The sequence below is a fragment of the Streptomyces hebeiensis genome, assembly GCF_052983195.1.
On record NZ_CM129812.1, the window covers coordinates 3,120,365 to 3,139,260 of the forward strand.

General features: G+C 72.2%; 15 protein-coding genes. 10 read left to right on the forward strand and 5 right to left on the reverse strand.

The genetic code is table 11. The annotated features are described in order from the left end of the window. The first annotated feature begins 47 nt into the window (after positions 1-47). The 5 genes from abrC1 (at position 48) to ACU6P3_RS13650 (ending at position 7,450) form a co-directional block, all read left to right on the forward strand. Positions 48-1,310, forward strand: coding sequence for a sensor histidine kinase AbrC1 (abrC1, locus tag ACU6P3_RS13630; protein WP_447197338.1), 1,263 nt, complete (start codon positions 48-50; stop codon positions 1,308-1,310). Between the two features lie 221 nt (positions 1,311-1,531). Then, positions 1,532-2,953: a sensor histidine kinase gene (locus tag ACU6P3_RS13635; RefSeq protein WP_447197339.1), complete on the forward strand. Its 1,422-nt coding sequence runs from the start codon at positions 1,532-1,534 to the stop codon at positions 2,951-2,953. A gap of 184 nt (positions 2,954-3,137) precedes the next feature. Beyond that, on the forward strand, positions 3,138-3,809 hold the full coding sequence (abrC3, locus tag ACU6P3_RS13640; protein ID WP_344269611.1) for a response regulator AbrC3: 672 nt from the start codon (positions 3,138-3,140) through the stop codon (positions 3,807-3,809). Positions 3,810-4,296: 487 nt separating this feature from the next. Then, the gene (locus tag ACU6P3_RS13645) at positions 4,297-6,390 is read left to right on the forward strand and encodes a 2-oxoacid:acceptor oxidoreductase subunit alpha (RefSeq protein WP_447197340.1); all 2,094 of its coding nucleotides are present in this window, start codon (positions 4,297-4,299) and stop codon (positions 6,388-6,390) included. Beyond that, on the forward strand, positions 6,383-7,450 hold the full coding sequence (locus ACU6P3_RS13650) for a 2-oxoacid:ferredoxin oxidoreductase subunit beta (RefSeq protein WP_447197341.1): 1,068 nt from the start codon (positions 6,383-6,385) through the stop codon (positions 7,448-7,450). The genes ACU6P3_RS13645 and ACU6P3_RS13650 overlap by 8 nt, the downstream gene beginning before the upstream one ends. Positions 7,451-7,558: 108 nt before the next feature. Here the strand turns inward: ACU6P3_RS13650 and ACU6P3_RS13655 are convergent, their stop codons facing one another. Further along, positions 7,559-7,939 (reverse strand): winged helix-turn-helix transcriptional regulator, encoded by a 381-nt coding sequence (locus tag ACU6P3_RS13655; protein WP_447197342.1) that lies wholly within the window; start codon positions 7,937-7,939, stop codon positions 7,559-7,561. Positions 7,940-8,039: 100 nt separating this feature from the next. Here ACU6P3_RS13655 and ACU6P3_RS13660 point away from each other — a divergent pair, with 100 nt between their 5' ends. From ACU6P3_RS13660 to ACU6P3_RS13675, 4 genes are all read left to right on the forward strand, one after another. Continuing rightward, positions 8,040-8,900 carry an SDR family oxidoreductase gene (locus ACU6P3_RS13660; RefSeq protein ID WP_447197343.1) on the forward strand — a complete coding sequence of 287 codons (861 nt, stop codon included), beginning with the start codon at positions 8,040-8,042 and terminating at the stop codon, positions 8,898-8,900. A gap of 267 nt (positions 8,901-9,167) precedes the next feature. After that, complete coding sequence (rarD, locus tag ACU6P3_RS13665) at positions 9,168-10,157, forward strand: EamA family transporter RarD (protein ID WP_447197880.1); 990 nt, start codon at positions 9,168-9,170, stop codon at positions 10,155-10,157. An 81-nt stretch (positions 10,158-10,238) separates the two neighbouring features. Continuing rightward, positions 10,239-10,697, forward strand: a complete 459-nt coding sequence (locus ACU6P3_RS13670; RefSeq protein ID WP_447197344.1) for a VOC family protein — start codon at positions 10,239-10,241, stop codon at positions 10,695-10,697. 299 nt (positions 10,698-10,996) lie between these two features. Next, positions 10,997-12,013, forward strand: a complete 1,017-nt coding sequence (locus ACU6P3_RS13675) for a M28 family metallopeptidase (protein WP_447197345.1) — start codon at positions 10,997-10,999, stop codon at positions 12,011-12,013. Positions 12,014-12,149: 136 nt separating this feature from the next. Here the strand turns inward: ACU6P3_RS13675 and ACU6P3_RS13680 are convergent, their stop codons facing one another. The 4 genes from ACU6P3_RS13680 to ACU6P3_RS13695 all read right to left on the reverse strand — a co-directional run bounded on the left by ACU6P3_RS13680 (position 12,150) and on the right by ACU6P3_RS13695 (position 17,210). After that, positions 12,150-13,205, reverse strand: coding sequence for an ABC transporter permease (locus ACU6P3_RS13680; protein ID WP_447197346.1), 1,056 nt, complete (start codon positions 13,203-13,205; stop codon positions 12,150-12,152). Continuing rightward, positions 13,192-14,301, reverse strand: coding sequence for an ABC transporter ATP-binding protein (locus ACU6P3_RS13685; RefSeq protein ID WP_447197347.1), 1,110 nt, complete (start codon positions 14,299-14,301; stop codon positions 13,192-13,194). Before ACU6P3_RS13685 ends, ACU6P3_RS13680 begins: the two co-directional genes overlap by 14 nt. A gap of 233 nt (positions 14,302-14,534) precedes the next feature. Next, the gene (locus ACU6P3_RS13690) at positions 14,535-15,860 is read right to left on the reverse strand and encodes a LolA family protein (RefSeq protein ID WP_447197348.1); all 1,326 of its coding nucleotides are present in this window, start codon (positions 15,858-15,860) and stop codon (positions 14,535-14,537) included. A 339-nt stretch (positions 15,861-16,199) separates the two neighbouring features. After that, the gene (locus ACU6P3_RS13695) at positions 16,200-17,210 is read right to left on the reverse strand and encodes a polyprenyl synthetase family protein (protein WP_030742080.1); all 1,011 of its coding nucleotides are present in this window, start codon (positions 17,208-17,210) and stop codon (positions 16,200-16,202) included. A 447-nt stretch (positions 17,211-17,657) separates the two neighbouring features. Here ACU6P3_RS13695 and fahA point away from each other — a divergent pair, with 447 nt between their 5' ends. After that, positions 17,658-18,881, forward strand: a complete 1,224-nt coding sequence (fahA, locus tag ACU6P3_RS13700) for a fumarylacetoacetase (RefSeq protein WP_447197349.1) — start codon at positions 17,658-17,660, stop codon at positions 18,879-18,881. The last annotated feature ends 15 nt before the right edge of the window (positions 18,882-18,896 follow it).

Consider the following 18,896-nt stretch of genomic DNA (forward strand, 5'->3'; position numbering starts at 1 on the left):
AGCACCCCCATGGCTCGCGTCGGGGGAGCCGGGCACGCTTGGTTCCCATGACAGCGAGAAGCGGCTCCCCCGGCGGCGCCCCCACGAACTCCATCGGCTTCCCCACGGGTTCCGCCGACTCCCCCACGGGCCCCGCCGGATCCCCCGGGGACGACGACCGGCCGCCGCCCGTCCGTCCCGCGTACGCCCCGCAGACGTGGCGGGAGATCGGGTATCTCCTGCTGAACCTGCCGTACGTGGTGGTGGGGTTCGTCCACGCGGTGTGCGCGACCGCGCTGGGGGTCGCGCTGTCGGTGACGGTGATCGGGGTGCCGCTGCTCGTGCTCGGCCTCGCGGGGGCACGGGGACTCGGCCGGGCGGAACGCGCCCGGGCCCGGGCGCTGCTGGGTGTACGGATCGACGAGCCGAGCCCGCTGATCGGGCGCAAGGGGGGCCACCGCCCACAGGGACCGCTGAACCGGCTGTGGACCGGTCTGAAGGATCCGGTGGCGTGGCGGACGGTGCTGTTCTCGTTCATGCGGCTGCCGTGGGGAGTCGTGACGTTCGTCGTGACGCTGGTGGGCCTGCTCGTGTTCTGGCCGGTCCTGCCCTACGTGGCGCGTGCGCTCGCGAACGCCGACCGGGCGATGGTGCGCGGGCTGCTGTCCCCGTCGGACGAGCTGGAACGGCGCATCGCCGAGCTGGAGTCGGACCGGGGCGTGGTGGTCGACACGGCGGCGGCCGACCTGCGCCGGATCGAACGGGACCTGCACGACGGCGCCCAGGCCCGGCTGGTGGCCCTGGCCATGGGGCTCGGCCTGGCGAAGGAGAAACTGCTGGAAGACCCGGAGGCGGCCGCCGGCATGGTCGACGAGGCCCACGGCGAGGTGAAACTGGCTCTTCAGGAGCTGCGCGACCTGGCGCGCGGCATCCACCCGGCCGTCCTGACGGACCGGGGTCTGGACGCGGCGCTGTCCGCCGTCGCCTCACGCTGCACGGTTCCAGTCGTGGTGAGCGTCGACCTGCCGGAGCGGCCGGCCGAGGCGATCGAGGGCATCGCCTACTTCACGGTCTCCGAGCTGCTCCAGAACGTCAGCAAGCACAGCGCGGCGCGTGCCGCGTCCGTGGATGTGTGGCGGACGGACGACCGGCTGCTGATCCAGGTACGGGACGACGGGCGCGGCGGCGCCCGGCCGGCCGGCGGTACGGGCATGGCGGGGCTGGCGGAGCGGCTCGGCGCGGTCGACGGGCTGTTCGTCTGCGACTCGCCGCCCGGCGGGCCGACGGTGGTCACGGCGGAGCTGCCGTGGCGGCGGCGCCCGGGGGCGTGAGGCGGCACCCGGTCTTCCGCCGGGGGTGGGGAAAACCCGAACGAAAGAGTGAGAACGACCTCATGGCGCGGGGTCCGCGGGCCCGGAAGCATGGGGGACCTGGGCGGGAGTCCACCCGCTTCTCCCCCTTCCTCTCATTTCCTCCCGCTTCTTCCCGCTTCTCCTCAGTCCCCTTTCCGCTCTTCTCCCCACTCCCGCATCCAGGCAGAACGGACCTCACGATGGCCACGGACACCCACCTGAACGGGTACGACGGCAGGTATGACCGAACGTACGACAGGAACGACGGGGAGTATGCCGGTAACCGCAGCGACTCGTACGGCGGCGGGTACGGCGCGGCTCGAGGGCGGCGCCATGTCCTTCCCCCGGCACTGCGCGCGCCGGTCGAGGGGCGCACCTGGCGGGCGTTCGGCCATCTGCTGCTGAGCCTGCCGATCAGCGTGCTGATGTTCGTCTACGCCGTCACCATGTTCTCGCTCGCCGCTGGGCTGCTCGTCACGTTCCTCGGCGTCCCGGTCCTCGCCGCGGCCCTGGCCGGCTGCCGTGGTTTCGGTGTGCTGGAGCGGGCCCGGGCCCGGGCGCTGCTGGGGCTGAGGATGACGGAACCGGCTCCGGTCAGGGGGCGCAAGAGCGGGCTGCTGCCCTGGGTGGGCGCGGTCCTCAAGAGCGGGGTGTCCTGGCGCCACCTCCTCTACGCGGTGCTGCACATGCCCTGGGCGGTCTTCGCCTTCGTCGTCTCCCTGACGCTCTCGGCCGCGGGCTGGTCGCTGCTCCTCTATCCGCTGTGGCAGTGGGTTTTCCCCCGCTATCTCGGTCAGGACGGTATCGCCCTGTACAGCGACGGCAGGGGGAACGGCCTCCTTCTCGACACCCCGTTCGAGATAGCCGCCACCAGCGCGATCGGGCTGGTGCTCGTCCTCCTCTCCTCATGGGTGATCCGGGGCCTGGCGAGCGTGGACCGGCTGCTGATCGCCGGGCTGCTCGGGCCGTCCCCGCTGGCGGCCAGGGTCTCGGAGCTGGAGTCGGACCGGGGTGTGGTCGTGGACACGGCGGCGGCGGACCTGCGCCGGATAGAACGGAAGCTGCACGACGGCGCCCAGGCCCGGCTGGCTGCCCTGGCCGTGGATCTGGGGCAGGCGAAGGAGAAGCTGCCGACGGACCCGGAGGCCGCGGCGCGCATGGTCGGCGAGGCGCACGGCGAGGTGAAGACCGCGCTGCGGGAGCTGCGCGACCTGGCACGGGGGATCCACCCGGCGGTGCTCACCGACCGCGGCCTGGACGCGGCGCTGTCCGCTGTCGCCTCACGCTCCGAGGTCCCGGTGACCATGGAGGTCGAACTGCCCTCCCGTCCCGCCCCGGCGATCGAGGGCATCGCCTACTTCACGGTCCGCGAGCTGCTCCGGGACATCGGCGAGCGCGCCCGGGCCACCCGGGTCACCCGGGCCACCGTGGATGTGTGGCGGGCGTCGGACCGGCTGATGCTCCAGGTCACGGACGACGGCAGGGGCGGTGCCGACCGGACGGCGACCGGGGGGCCGACCGGCCTGGCGGAGCGGCTGGACGCGGTGGACGGGATCCTCGTGACCGACTCCCCGGCCGACGGACCGACGAGGGTGACGGTGGAGCTGCCCTGGCGGACCTGAGCCCCGCGGCGCGCGTCGGCCCCATGCGCACCGGCCCGGCCTGCCCGCCCCCGTACGGCTCCGGGGCCGCCCCGCCCTCTGCCCGGGCATGGGAGCGGTCCGGATGCTGGGATGCTGTGGGAGGGGTGGGATTTCGCTCGCCCCTCCAGGGGCGGACAGATCTCAGCCAGGGGGCTTCGACGTCGTGAACGACAAGGTACGGGTGGTCATCGCCGAGGACTCCGTGCTGCTGCGGGAGGGCCTGACCCGGTTGCTGACCGACCGGGGGCACGACGTGGTCGCCGGGGTGGGGGACGGGGACGCGCTGGTGAAGACGGTCGGTGACCTGGCGGCCCAAGGGGCCCTGCCGGACGTGGTGGTCGCGGACGTACGGATGCCGCCGACGCACACCGACGAGGGGGTGCGCGCGGCTGTGCGGCTGCGCCGGGACCATCCGGGGGTCGGGGTGCTGGTCCTGTCGCAGTACGTGGAGGAGCGGTACGCGACGGAGCTGCTGGCCGGCAGCAGCAGAGGGGTGGGCTACCTGCTCAAGGACCGGGTGGCGGAGGTCCGGGAGTTCGTGGACGCGGTGGTACGGGTCGCCTCGGGCGGGACCGCGCTGGACCCGGAGGTGGTGGCCCAGTTGCTGGGGCGCAGCCGGAAGCAGGACGCGCTGGCCGGGCTGACCGCCCGGGAACGGGAGGTGCTCGGCCTGATGGCGGAGGGACGGACGAACTCGGCGATCGCCCGGCAGCTGGTCGTCAGTGACGGCGCGGTGGAGAAGCACATCAGCAATATCTTCCAGAAGCTCGGCCTCTCCCCCAGCGACGGCGACCACCGCCGGGTGCTGGCGGTGCTGACGTACCTGCGCAACTGAGGCGGGATCGCCACGGACCCCTGGCCCGGGGACATCGGCCCCGGAAGCGCGGGCCTCGGAGCCGCGGGCCCCGGAACACCGCACCGTGGCCCGCTGTTCTGGAACCACTGGACCTAGTGCCCCTCCCGGCAACGTTTGCCCCGTCGCGACGCCCGGCACGCGCGCTCGCCGCGTTGGCCAAAAGCCCAGGTAGCTCCGCTACATGGACTTCCGGCCGCCTTGCGATCACACGCACCGGACGCCGCTCCTTGACGGGCAAACCTTGCCGGTCGCGGCACTAGAACTAAAGGATGAGGTGCGGCGAACGACACCGGAAGCGGCCGAAGGGCAGGCAAGGCATGACAAACTGGCACATCAGATTGTCTCAAAACGGCGTCCACCATATGGTCCCTCCAGGGAAGGTGACCCTTACCGACGTAGGGTGGCCTCCGGGACTGCCCGGTGGCCGGCCAGTTCCGAGCCGTCGCCTCCAGGGAGGTCCAGTTCAGTGACCAGCCAGGTCAGTAGCCCAGCCGAGCACGCCGACGAGGCCGACGGCGCCCGTGAGAACGGCGGCGCCGTCGGGGAGCAGCGTGCCCCGCGCTCCGGATCCGCGCCCCGCGCGTCTCACACGTCCCCCGCCTCTCCCCGTTCTCGCACGGACCACGGACCCGCGCCCCGGGACGACTCGGGCGCCGTCCCGGACGGGAGCGAACGCGGCGAGAGCACGCGCGGCGAGGGGGAGAGCGAGAAGGCGGTCCGCCGTCTGGACCGGGTCATCATCCGCTTCGCGGGCGACTCGGGCGACGGGATGCAGCTGACGGGCGACCGGTTCACCTCGGAGACGGCGTCGTTCGGGAACGACCTGTCGACGCTGCCGAACTTCCCGGCCGAGATCCGCGCGCCCGCCGGCACCCTGCCGGGAGTGTCCTCGTTCCAGCTGCACTTCGCCGACCACGACATCCTCACGCCCGGTGACGCGCCCAATGTCCTCGTCGCGATGAACCCGGCCGCGCTGAAGGCCAACATCGGCGACGTACCGCGCGGCGCCGAGATCATCGTGAACACCGACGAGTTCACCAAGCGGCCGATGGCCAAGGTGGGATATCTCACCTCGCCGCTGGAGGACGGCTCGCTGGACGGGTACCAGGTGCACCCGGTGCCGCTGACCACGCTCACGATCGAGGCGCTGAAGGAGTTCGGCCTCTCCCGCAAGGAGGCCGAGCGCTCGAAGAACATGTTCGCGCTCGGGCTGCTGTCGTGGATGTACAACCGGCCGACCGAGGGCACCGAGAGGTTCCTGCGCGCCAAGTTCGCCAAGAAGCCGCAGATCGCCGAGGCGAACGTGACCGCCTTCCGGGCGGGCTGGAACTTCGGCGAGACCACCGAGGACTTCGCCGTCAGCTACGAGGTCGCCCCGGCGGACAGCGCGTTCCCGACCGGTACGTACCGCAACATCTCCGGCAACCTGGCGCTCTCGTACGGCCTGGTCGCGGCCGGCCACCAGGCGGACCTGCCGCTCTACCTGGGCTCGTACCCGATCACCCCGGCCTCGGACATCCTGCACGAGCTGTCCCGGCACAAGAACTTCGGCGTACGGACCTTCCAGGCCGAGGACGAGATCGCCGCCATCGGCGCCGCGCTGGGCGCGGCCTTCGGCGGTGCCCTCGCCGTGACCACCACATCCGGTCCCGGAGTGGCGCTCAAGTCCGAGACGATCGGCCTGGCCGTCTCCCTGGAGCTGCCGCTGCTGATCGTCGGCATCCAGCGCGGCGGCCCCTCCACCGGGCTGCCGACCAAGACCGAGCAGGCGGACCTGCTCCAGGCGATGTACGGGCGCAACGGCGAGGCACCGGTGCCGGTGGTCGCGCCGCAGACCCCGGCCGACTGCTTCGACGCCGCGCTCGAGGCCGCGCGGATCGCGCTGACGTACCGTACGCCGGTCTTCCTGCTCTCCGACGGCTACCTCGCCAACGGCTCCGAGCCCTGGCGGATCCCGGAGCCCGCGGAACTGCCCGACCTGCGTGTCCCGTTCGCCACCGGGCCCAACCACGAGCTGCCGGACGGCACAGAGGCGTTCTGGCCGTACAAGCGCGACCCCGAGACGCTGGCGCGCCCCTGGGCGGTGCCCGGCACGCCCGGTCTGGAACACCGCATCGGCGGCATCGAGAAGCAGGACGGCACGGGCAACATCTCCTACGACCCGGCCAACCACGACTTCATGGTGCGCACGCGCCAGGCCAAGGTGGACGGCATCCAGGTGCCGGACCTGGTCGTCGACGACCCCGACGGCGCGCGCACCCTGGTGCTGGGCTGGGGCTCCACGTACGGGCCGATCACCGCGGCCGTCCGCCGGCTGCGCAAGAACGGCACGGCGATCGCGCAGGCCCATCTGCGTCACCTCAACCCCTTCCCGCGCAACCTGGGGGAGATCCTGAAGCGCTACGACAAGGTCGTGGTGCCGGAGATGAACCTCGGCCAGCTCGCCACGCTGCTGAGGGCCGAGTACCTGGTCGACGCCCACTCGTACAACCAGGTCAACGGAATGCCGTTCAAGGCCGAGCAGCTCGCCACGGCTCTCAAGGAGGCCATCGATGTCTGACGCGATCGACGCGAACGAGCTGCTGACGCTGGTCCCCAAGGCCCAGGCCAAGCAGTCCATGAAGGACTTCAAGTCGGACCAGGAGGTCCGCTGGTGCCCCGGCTGCGGTGACTACGCGGTGCTGGCCGCGGTCCAGGGCTTCATGCCCGAACTGGGCCTGGCCAAGGAGAACATCGTCTTCGTCTCCGGCATCGGCTGCTCCTCCCGCTTCCCGTACTACATGAACACCTACGGGATGCACTCCATCCACGGCCGGGCGCCCGCCATCGCCACGGGTCTGGCGACCTCGCGCCGCGACCTGTCCGTCTGGGTGGTCACCGGTGACGGCGACGCGCTCTCCATCGGCGGCAACCACCTGATCCACGCGCTCCGGCGAAACGTCAACCTGAAGATCCTGCTGTTCAACAACCGGATCTACGGGCTGACGAAGGGCCAGTACTCCCCGACCTCCGAGGTTGGGAAGATCACCAAGTCCACGCCGATGGGCTCGCTGGACGCGCCGTTCAACCCGGTGTCGCTGGCCATCGGCGCGGAGGCGTCGTTCGTGGCCCGTACGGTCGACTCCGACCGCAAGCACCTCACGGAGGTGCTGCGCCGGGCCGCCGCCCACCCCGGCACCGCCCTGGTGGAGATCTATCAGAACTGCAACATCTTCAACGACGGCGCCTTCGAGGCCCTGAAGGACAAGGAGCGTGCGGAGGAGGCCGTGATCCGGCTGGAGCACGGGCAGCCGATCCGCTTCGGCGCGGACGGTTCGAAGGGTGTCGTCCGGAATCCCGCGACCGGCGACCTGGAGGTCGTGACCGTCACGGCGGAGAACGAGTCGCGGATCCTCGTGCACGACGCGCACACGGCCAGTCCGACGACGGCGTTCGCGCTGTCCCGCCTCGCGGACCCGGACACACTGCACCACACGCCCATCGGCGTGCTGCGCGACGTGGAGCGCCCCGTCTACGACACGTTGATGAGCGACCAGTTGGACACGGCCGTGGAGCGGCAGGGCAAGGGTGACCTGGCCAAGCTGCTGGCCGGCGGCGACACGTGGACGGTCGTCGGCTAGATCGTCGGCCGGACCGGAGGCCGGACCCACTGGCGGGCCGGCGCGGCCGGGTCGTCCGGACCGGTACGCCGGCCGGCCCGCAGGTCGGGCAACCGTGGCCCGGGCCTCTCAGGAGGTCCGGGCTTCGTCGTACCCCCGGCGGGCCTCGGACACCTCGTCCATCCGCCGTTCCACCCAGCGCGCCAGACCCCACACCTGTTCGCCGGCCTCGCGGCCCAGCTCGGTCAGCGAGTAGTCCACGCGCGGCGGGATGACGGCCTGGGCGTCGCGGCGGACGAAACCGTCACGCTCCAGGGTCCGGAGCGTCTGCGCGAGCATCTTCTCGCTGACCCCGCCGACCGTGCGCCGCAGTTCGCTGAACCGGTAGGAGCGTTCCAGGAGTGCGGCGAGGACGAGGACGCCCCAGCGGCTGGTCACGTGCTCCAGCACCAGCCGGGAGGGGCACATCGACTGGTTGACGTCCGGCGCGGACATCTTGCTTACGCTCATACCAGTACCTTACTTCAAAGTGGGCACTTTCCTTTGGTTAGCGCGCTCCCTAGGGTGAGCATCAGAGCGATACGAATCGTACGAACTGGAGCACCTCCCCATGAGCATCGTTGTCACCGGAGCCACCGGACACCTGGGCCGGCTGGTCGTCGAAGCCCTGCTGGCCGCCGCCGTGCCCGCCGAAGGCATCGTGGCCGTCGTCCGGAACGAGGAGAAGGCCGCGCCCCTCGCGGCGCGCGGTGTCCGGCTGCGAGTGGCGGACTACAACGCCCCGCAGACGCTGGCACCAGCGTTCCGGGCCGGCGACCGCGTGCTGCTGGTCTCCGGCAGCGAGGTCGGCCGGCGCGTGCCGCAGCACACGGCGGTCGTCGAGGCGGCCAAGGCCGCGGGCGTGGCACAGCTCGCGTACACGGGGGTGCTGGGCGGTCCCGACGCCGACTTCAAGCTGGCCGACGAGCACAAGGTGACGGAGCGGCTGATCCTGGACTCCGGGCTGCCGTACACCTTCCTGCGCAACGGCTGGTACACCGAGAACTACACCGAGAACCTCGGGCCGGTGCTGGCGCACGACGCCGTCGTCGCGAGCGCGGGCGAGGGCCGGATCGCCTCCGCCGCCCGGGTGGACTATGCCGAGGCGGCGGCCGCCGTCCTGACGGGTGAGGGCCACCTGAACAAGGCGTACGAGCTGAGCGGCGACACGGCATGGTCCTTCGCGGAGTACGCGGCGGAGCTCACGCGCCGGACCGGCCGGACCATCGCTTACAACGACGTGCCGGCCGAGACGCTGCTCTCCGTCCTCACCGGCGCGGGGGTGCCCGCGCCCATGGCCGAGATCCTGGTGGACGTGGACAAGGCGATCGAGCGCGGGCTGCTCGCCGCGACGCCGGGCGACCTGGCCCGGCTGATCGGCAGGCCGACCACCCCGCTCGCCGAGACGGTGACCGAGGCCCTCGCTTCGTGACCCCCTCCCCCGCGGAACCGCCGGACTCCCCGGAACACCCATGAACCGCCGGTCCGTTCGTCCATGGTCATGACCGTATGGCGATACGGGCATGACACCCCGCCCGGCCCGGCGTTACCGTCAGCGGTATCGCCGGGCCGGGCACGGGCCACGGCACACGCAGGGGGAGGACCAGTGGGAGGGCGAGGGCCGGTGCAGGCGGACACCGAGCGGCGGGCGGACACGGAGCGGCGGGCGGGACTGCTGTACGGGATCGGCGCCTACGGCATGTGGGGGCTGGTCCCGCTCTTCTGGCCGCTGCTGGAACCGGCCGGGGCGATGGAGATCCTCGCCCACCGGATGGTCTGGTCGCTGGCACTGGTGGCCCTGTGGCTGCTGGTGCTGCGCCGCTGGGGCTGGATCCGCGCACTGCTGCGGGAGCCGCGCAAGCTGGCGCTCATCGCGGTGGCGGCCTCCGTCATCACCGTCAACTGGGGTCTCTACATCTGGGCGGTCAACGCCGGGCGGGTCGTCGAGGCGTCGTTGGGCTACTTCATCAACCCTCTGGTGACCATCGCCCTGGGCGTCCTGCTGCTCAAGGAGCGGCTGCGGCCGGCCCAGTGGGCGGCGGTCCTCGTCGGTGGCGCGGCGGTGGTGGTGCTGGCCGTCGGGTACGGGCGCCCGCCGTGGATCTCCTTGGTGCTGGCCTTCTCGTTCGCGACGTACGGCCTGGTCAAGAAGAAGGTCAACATCGGCGGCCTGGAGTCCCTGGCGGCGGAGACGGCGGTCCTGTTCCTGCCCGCGCTCGGCTATCTGGTGTGGCTGAGCGCCACGGGCGGGGCCACGGTCGGCTCGGAGGGCGCCGGCCATGTGGCGCTGCTCGCGTCGACGGGCCTGATCACCGCGCTGCCGCTGGTCTGCTTCGGCGCGGCGGCGATCCGCGTACCGCTGTCGACCCTGGGCCTCCTCCAGTACCTGGCCCCGGTCTTCCAGTTCCTGCTGGGCATCCTCTACTTCCACGAGGCGATGCCCCCGGAGCGGTGGGCCGGCTTCTCGCTCGTCTGGCTGGCGCTGACTCTCCTGACGGCCGACGCGCTGCGAACGGCCCGGCGTACGAGGGCCCAGGCGCTACGGCTGGCGGCCTCGGCGGCACGGGCGACACCGGCCACCGAGGTCCCCCCGGTCCGTACGGACGGGCCGGACCTGCCGGGTGCGCGCGCCCCGCGGGCCGGAGCGGCGGAGTCCGCGTCCCCCGAGACCCGCGAACCGGCCGGCTGAGACGGAACCGCCCGCTCCACCGGAGCGGCGGGCCGGGCGTATCCGTTGCACCCCTCTCGCCCGGCTAGTACAAGTGTTCCCATGCCTCTGCACTGGAAACTCGTCATCGACGCCAACGACCCCCACAGCCAGGCCGACTTCTGGGCAACGGCACTCGGGTACGTCGTCGAGGACAACAGCGCCCTCGTCGACCGGCTGCTGGCGCTCGGCCAGGTGCCGGCCGCCGCCACCGTGGAATCACACGGCCGGCGTGCCTTTCGTGATCTGATCGCCGTCCGTCATCCGGACGATCCCTACGACGAGACCAGCGGTACGGGGCTCGGCCGCCGCATCCTCTTCCAGCGGGTACCGGAGCGAAAGACGGCCACCTCCGCGAAGAACCGGCTGCACATCGACGTGCACAGCGGCCCCGGAGGCCGTGTCGCCGAGGTCGAGCGTCTGGAGGGGCTCGGTGCGACCGTGGTGCGCCAGGTCAAGGAGCACGGGGGCGAGTGGACACTCATGCTCGACCCCGAACGGAACGAGTTCTGCGTGGCGTAGCCGCCCGTCCCTCGGGCCGCCTGTCCCCCGGCCCGCCTGCCCCCGGGCCTCCCGGGCCACCCGTCCCTCCAGGCCGGCCGCCTGCCCCCGGGCCTCCCGGCCCCCGCGCCGCCGCCGGGGGAACTCCCGTGTCCCGTTCGCGCTCTTGACGTCAGCTCGGCGGAGCACTGACCATTCAGCGCGCGCAACGCTCAAACGCGCCCCACCACGCGACAACCGCTCCACGCGCCCCACGGCCCGACCGTCGTGGGGCGTCCCGCACTTCCGTCCTGTCCCCGTTCGGAATCCGGAGCCCCCACATGAGACATTCCGTCCCCGGTCGCATACCCGCCCGTCAGGCGAGACTGACGGCCGCCGTCGGCCTCGCTCTCACCGGACTGCTGGCCGGTGCCGCGCCTGCCGCCACGGCGGCGCCCGCCCCCCTGGCGCCCGCACCCGCGGCCGCGGCGCCCGCGCCCGCTCCGGCGGCGCGCGTCCTCGCCGCTCCCGACATCCCGCTCGCCAACGTCAAGGCGCACCTGACGCAGCTGTCGTCGATCGCCGCGGCCAACGGCGGCAACCGTGCCCATGGCCGCGCCGGCTATCTCGCGTCCCTGAACTACGTCAAGGGCAAGCTGGACGCGGCGGGCTTCACCACCACCGTCCAGCAGTTCACCTCGGGCGGCGCCACGGGCTACAACCTGATCGCCGACTGGCCGGGGGGCGACACCGACCAGGTCATCATGGCCGGCTCCCACCTGGACTCGGTCACGGCGGGCGCCGGTATCAACGACAACGGTTCCGGTTCGGCCGCCCTCCTGGAGAACGCGCTCGCCGTCTCCCGCGCCAAGCTCGCGCCGGCCAAACACCTCCGTTTCGCCTGGTGGGGCGCGGAGGAGCTGGGGCTGGTGGGCTCGCGGTACTACGTCAACAACCTGTCCTCCGCGAACCGCGCCCGCGTCAGCGGCTATCTGAACTTCGACATGATCGGCAGCCCGAACCCCGGCTACTTCGTCTACGACGACGATCCCACGATCGAGCAGACGTTCAAGGACTACTACGCGGGCCTCGGCGTCGCGACGGAGATCGAAACGGAGGGCGACGGCCGCTCCGACCACGCCCCGTTCAAGAACGTGGGCATACCGGTCGGCGGGCTGTTCAGCGGCGCCGACTACATCAAGACCGCCGCGCAGGCGCAGAAGTGGGGCGGCACCTCCGGGCGGGCCTTCGACAGCTGCTACCACCGCTCCTGCGACACCACGTCGAACATCAACGACACGGCGCTCGACCGCAACAGCGACGCGATCGCCTACGCGCTCTGGGAGCTGTCGGCGTAGTCACGAACCCCCGCGCGGCGCAGGCCCGCACACCGGCACGCCCGCGTGCGCGGTGTACGTACGCGTACACCGCGCACGCGGGCGGTCCCGTGACCGACGGCGCACCCGACGGCCCCGGCGGCCCAGACGCCGACGGTCACGACGTGATGTCCTTCGTCGTGAAGCGCGCCCACGCGGCCGACCCGAACACCGCCACGTAGAGCCCCTGAAGTCCCAGGTTCCTGCCGATCTCCTCCCAGTGGACCGGCTCGCGCAGCAGGTCCGCGAACGAGAGCCAGTAGTGCGGGAAGAGGTACGGCTGGATCGCGTGCAACTGCGGGATCGTGTCCACGATCTGCGCGGTGATCACCACGCCCACCGTGGCCGCCATCGCGGCGATCCCACTGCCGGTCAGGGTGGAGACGAACAGGCCGAGGGCGGCGACGCCGGCCAGGGAGGCCGCGACGATCACCGCGATCAGCGCGGCCCGCATCAGCCCCTCGGCGAACGATATCCGGGTCCCCGAGATGGTCGTGACCTCTCCCAGCGGGAAGAGCAGTGCCCCGACGGCCAGCGCGGAGGCCGCCACCACGAGCGTCGCGGCCAGGCAGAAGGCCAGGCTGGAGACGAACTTGGCGAGCAGCAGCCGCGTCCGCCCCGCCGGTGCCACCAGCAGGTAGCGCAGCGTCCCGCCGCCGGCCTCGCCCGCGACCGCGTCACCCGCGATGACGCCGACCGCCATCGGCAGGAAGACGGGCAGGGTCGCGGCGAGGGCGGCGAAGACCAGGAACAGGCCGTTGTTGGTGACCTGGGTGAGGAAGGCGGGGCCACCGCCACCCGTCATGCCGTGGCCGCCGCCCCCGGTCCCGCCGGCTCCCCCGGCCCCTCCGCCACCGCCCGTCTCGATCCGTACGGCGATGCCGATGAGGACCGGTACGGCCGCGAGGACGGCCAGCAGGGCGGCCGTGCGCCGGCGGCGGAAGGTGATGGTCAGCTCGGAACGGACGAGTGCCGGCGTCCACCAAGGCCGCCGCGCCCGGACCGGGGCACCGGCCTCACGACCGGTACCCACGTCACGACCGCCGCCCGCCCCGGGGCCCGCACCCGCCTGGCCCGCACCCACCTGGGGGTCCGCGCCCGCCTCGGGGTCCACGCCAACGCTCTCCTCCGCTCCCCGCCCCGCCGCGGCGGCAGGGGGCTCAGCCCGCGACATCGAAGCCCTCCCCCGTCAGCGCGACGAAGGCGTCCTCCAGGGAAACCCGCTCGACGCCGAACGCCCGTACCCGTACCCCGGCGCGGACGAGGGCGGCGTTGAGATCGGCCGGATCCACGGACGCCGCCCCGCCTGCCGCACCCGCCCCGTCGACCGTCCCTGCCGTGACTGTCGTGCCTGCCGTGCCTTCCGTGCCTGCCGCCCCCGTGGTGGCCGCCGTACCCGCCTCCGTGGCCGCCATGTCCCCCGTGGGGAGCCGGCCGCTCACCCTGTCCCCCGCCACGCTCACGTCCGTCACCCCGTGCCCCGCCAGCACCCGGACCGCCTCGCCCGTGTCCGGCGTCGTGACCGCGAGACGGCCGCGGGCCCCGGCCGCCAGCTCGGCGACCGTCCCCTGAGTGATCAGCCGTCCCCGGGTCATCACCGCGACGTGCGTACACACCTGCTCGATCTCGTCGAGGAGGTGCGAGGAGAGGAAAACGGTCGTGCCCTCCGCCGCCAGCTCCCGCACCAGCGCCCTGATCTCCCGCATGCCCTGCGGGTCTAGTCCGTTGGTCGGCTCGTCCAGCACCAGCAGCCGGCGCGGGCGCAGCAGCGCCGACGCCAGGCCGAGCCGCTGTTTCATGCCGAGGGAGTACGCCCTGGCCTTCTTCCCCGCCGCCGGGGCCAGCCCCACCCGGTCCAGCGCCGCTGCCACCCGCGCGGTACGCGTCCGGGGGTCGGCCGTCGGGTCGGCGGAGTCGTACCGCAGGAGGTTGTCCCGGCCCGACAGGTACCCGTACAGCGCGGGGCCCTCGATCAGCGCCCCCACCTCGGGCAGGACGGCGCGCCCCGCGCCGGGCATCGGCCGGCCGAGGAGCCCGACCGAACCGGCCGTCGGCGCGATCAGGCCCAGCAGCATCCGGATCGTGGTGGTCTTTCCCGATCCATTGGGCCCGAGGAAGCCGAAGACGCTGCCGGCGGGCACGGCGAGGTCGAGGCGGTCGACCGCGGGCCGACCGCCCCGGTAGCGCTTGGTCAGACCGCGCGTCTCGATCACGGCGCCGTCGCCCGCCGCGAGCCCTTCGTGTGCGTGCGTACCCGGTCCGGCACCCACGGCCCGTCCTCCCCTCGACGTCCGTCCCGCTCCTCGTCGTCCGTCATCGACCGCGGAGCCCCGTTTCCTGAACGGACCGGCGCCGGTCAGCGTTCCGCCCCGCCGCACACGAGGTGCGACGGGGCGGCTCGTTCCCGCGCCGGTTCGGCGTTCCGCGTCGGTTCGGCGTTCCGCGTCGGTTCGGCGTTCCGCGCTCCGCGGCGGTTCCGCGGCGGTCCTGCCTCAGTCCGGCGTCACTTCGCCTCGTTGGCGGCCTTGAGCAGCGCCTCCTTCGTCACCGCGCCCGCGTAGACCGTGCCGTCGTCCGTCACCAGGGCGTTGACGATCCGGGTCTCGAAGACCGTCCCCGAACCGAACTTTCCGTCGACCCGGTTGCCCAGCGAGCCCAGCAGCTTCTCGGCGTCCGCCGGCATGCCTTCCGGCTTCGCCGACTTCGCCTGCTTCTCCGCCTTCTCGGACTGCGCGCCCGCATGGCTGCCCGCGCCCTCGCCCAGGACGTAGACCGCGGTCCAGCCCTCGCCGATGACCTTCATGCCGCCCTGGCCGTCATGGTCACCGCCGGGCAGCAGCGGCAGACCCTGCGGGCCGCGCGGGCCCTGGGGGGCCTTCCGGGGCTCCTGCCCGGACTTCTCGCCCTCCGTCACCTTCGTGCCCTTGGGCGGAGTGAAGTCGAAGGCCGAGGCGGCGGGCTTGGCGAAGTCCACGTCGGTGAACCCGACGTCGAGCACGGCCTTGCCACCGCTGCTGGGCGCCAGCGTGAACTTGAGCGGGGTGCCGGTCTCGGAGTCGACCGCGACCTTGATCGAACCGACCGTCGAGCCCGACTGCTTGGGCTTGATCAACAGCTGGTACGCGTCCCGCCCGGCGACCCGCGAGGTGCCGTCGACCGTCACGGAGGTCGTGTCACCGACCGCCTTCAGCGCCTGCTCGGCAAAGTCCTGGGGAGTCGCCGGGAGCTCGTCGTGCGACGCGCCCCCGCCCTTGTGCCCGCCCTTGTCCGCGCCGTCCTTCGACGCCGCGGAGGACCCCGGGGACTTCGCGTGGTAGGCCTCGTTGGAGGCGCTGTCGTACGCCCAGACCTCGTCGCCGTTGTGGATCAGGCTGTACTCGGCGGCGTCGTCCACGATCGAGAGGCGCTGCTTCTCGGCGCCGTCCACCGCGACGCGCAGTGTGTGCGAGCCCGAGCTGAGTTCCGCCAGCTTGGCGGCAGGGTCCGCGGCGGAGCCGTCCCCCTGGCCGCCCCCGCCGCCCTTGAGGGCGGGCGAACCGCCCATCATGTCGCCGAGGCCCGCCAGCGACGGAAGACCCAGGTCCGTGGTGATCTTCACCGAGCCCGAGAGCCGCTCGGTGTCCGAGGCCGCCATCTTCTCGATGAGCTGCTGTGCGCTGATCTTCGGCAGATCGGGGTCGCCGGTGGCGGCGAGTGCCGGGACGAGCCCGATGGTCGCCGCAGCCACGCCCGCCACCGCGACGGGAACCGCGTAGCGCGTCGCCTTGCGGCGGAGCGCGCCGGGCTCCCTGTCCTCCTCCGTGGCCTGTGCGCTGTCGTTCGGTGCCATGTGTGCCCTACCTCCGTGGTCGGCGGCTTCCGTCCGTTGCCCGCGTCCACCCCGCGCCGCCAGTCTCACCTGAATTGGTAAGGAGTGGTGTTGACCATCTGACCAAATCAGCCGTCTGTAGGCGTCAGCCCCCGGGAGCAACTTCCCGTACTGCTCTGGGATGACGTACGGGCCCGGACCCTGAGATGTACAGCGGCGGACGGCCGTCAACTCACACGGCCAATGCACACGGCCGACCCGTACGGCCGACCCGTACGACCGCCCCCGGTCGCGCGCACGTCGGGCGGGAGTCGAAACTGTCAGGGACCCGTCAGCCACACAGCGGACGCCTGGGCCGCCTCACCCGGCCCGGTGCACCACCGCGTCGCACAGCTCCTCCAGCGCCCGCTTCGCGTCGCACTCCGGCAGCGGCGCCAGCATCGCCCGTGCCGCCTCGGCGTACCGCACGGTCTCCCGTCTCGCCCGCTCCAGCGCCGGGTGCGCGCGCAGCAGGCGGAGCGCCTCCGCGTGCCGCGCGTCGTCCGCCAGGTCGCCCGCCAGCAGTTCGACCAGTGCCAGGTCCTCCGGGCGCCGGTGGGCCTCGGCCTCGGCGCGCAGCAGCAGCACCGGCAGCGTCGGGATCCCCTCGCGCAGATCCGTGCCGGGCGTCTTGCCGGACTCGTGCGAATCGCTCGCGATGTCCAGGACGTCGTCGGCGAGCTGGAAGGCGATGCCGAGCCGTTCCCCGTACTGCGTGAGGATGTCCACGACCGCCTCGTCCGCACCGGACACCATCGCGCCGAACCGGCCCGAGACGGCCACCAGCGAACCGGTCTTGCCACCGAGCACGTCCATGTAGTGCTCGACCGGATCGCGTCCGTCACGCGGCCCCGCCGTCTCCAGGATCTGGCCTGTGACCAGCCGTTCGAACGCCTGCGCCTGGACCCGGACGGCCTCGGGGCCCAGATCCGCCAGGATGTGCGAGGCGCGGGCGAACAGGAAATCACCCGTGAGGACGGCCACCGAGTTGCCCCAGCGGGCGTTGGCGCTGTCCACACCGCGACGGACCTCCGCCTCGTCCATCACGTCGTCGTGGTAGAGCGTCGCCAGGTGCGTCAGCTCCACGACGACGGCCGCCGGGACCACGCCCGGCGCGTCCGGATCACCGAACTGCGCCGCGAGGATCACCAGCAGCGGCCTGAAGCGCTTGCCGCCGGCCCGCACCAGATGCTGAGCGGCCTCCGTGATGAAGGGCACATCGCTCTTGGTGGCGTCGAGCAGGCCCGCCTCCACGGCCGCCAACCCCGCCTGGACATCGGCCTCAAGAGCCTGGTCCCGCACGCTCAGCCCGAACGGCCCCACGACGGTCACGAGAGGTACTCCTGTCTGCTGACGATCACACGGATTGTCGATGTGTCGTTGTCATCACTCAAGTCAGCGTATCCGGTCCCCTTTCGATCACCATGGGCGCCTTCCCGGAGGTCCCGGTATGTTCGTGATCGGCCGTACGCCCCGCAGCGGCCGTTTTGACCGGCGGCCTGGAACGACGACCGGTACGGAACCGAACACGGAGAGGCAACACCCGCGCCTCCGTCTCCCTCGCCTCCTTCCCCTTCCCTTGCCCGCGCGCCCCTACGCTCCCCTCCCGCCCCTCTGTACGCGTATCTGGCGGCCCGTCACGGACGAGCCGAGTCGGCGGACGGCGTGACGGTGATCAACTGACTGGCGGCGCGGCCCCGGACCCCTCGAAAACCCCCAGGTACATCCGCCACGCCGACGTAACGTGTCCTCATCGACCTGGAAAGCGAGGCGCACCGTATGCCCGAGCAGAGCCCGCTCGAAACGGCCGAAGGCGATCCCTTCGGACCGCACAACCTGCCGTACGGCGTCTTCTCCACCGCCGACGAGCCGGACCGGCGCCGCGTCGGGGTCCGCATCGGCGACCATGTGCTCGACGCCGGCGCCGCGGCCCTCGCGCTGGGCTCCCCGTACGCCGCGCTGCTGGCGCGGCCCGGTCTCGACGCGCTGATGGGCGCCGGGCGCACGGCCTGGCGGGACGTCCGGCGCGCCCTGACCGCATGGGTCACCGTCCCCGCGCACCGGCCGGACATAGAGCCGCTCCTGCATCCCCTCGCCACGGTGACCTCGCACCTGCCGTACGAGGTCGCCGACTACGTCGACTTCTACGCGAGCGAGCACCACGCCACCAACGTCGGCCGCATCTTCCGCCCCGACGGGGCCGCACTCACGCCCAACTGGAAGCATCTGCCGATCGGTTACCACGGCCGGGCGGGCACCGTCGTCGTCTCCGGTACGGACGTGGTGCGCCCCTCGGGCCAGCGCAAGGCGCAGGCCGATCCCGCGCCCGTCTTCGGGCCCTCCGTCAAGCTCGACATCGAGGCGGAGGTCGGCTTCGTGGTCGGTGCGCCGTCCCGGCAGGGCGTGCCCGTGCCCCAGTCCGCCTTCCGCGACCATGTCTTCGGGCTCTGTCTGCTCAACGACTGGTCGGCGCGTGACCTCCAGGCCTGGGAGTACGTCCCGCTCGGCCCGTTCCTGGGCAAGTCCTTCGCCACGTCCGTCTCCGCCTGGGTGACCCCGCTGGAGGCCCTGGACGAGGCCCGGGTGGCGCCCCCGGCCCGCACCGAACCGCTCCTCCCCTATCTGGACGACTCCGACGAGGAGGAGCCGGGCGGCTTCGACCTGCGGATCTCGGTGTCGCTCAACGGGCAGGTGATCTCCGAGCCGCCGTTCGCCGGCATGTACTGGACGGCCGCGCAGCAGCTGGCCCACATGACGGTGAACGGCGCCTCGCTGCGTACGGGAGACCTCTTCGCGTCCGGCACGGTCAGCGGCCCGGAGCGCGGTGAACGCGGCTCCCTGCTGGAACTGACCTGGAACGGCACCGAGCCCCTCGACCTGCCCGGCGGCGCGAGGACGTTCCTGGAGGACGGCGACGAGATCACCCTGACCGCCTGGGCCCCGGGCCCGGACGGTGTCCGCGTGGGCCTGGGCGAGGTGAGCGGGCGGATCGTGCCCGCGTGAGCCGTCGCCCTCGCC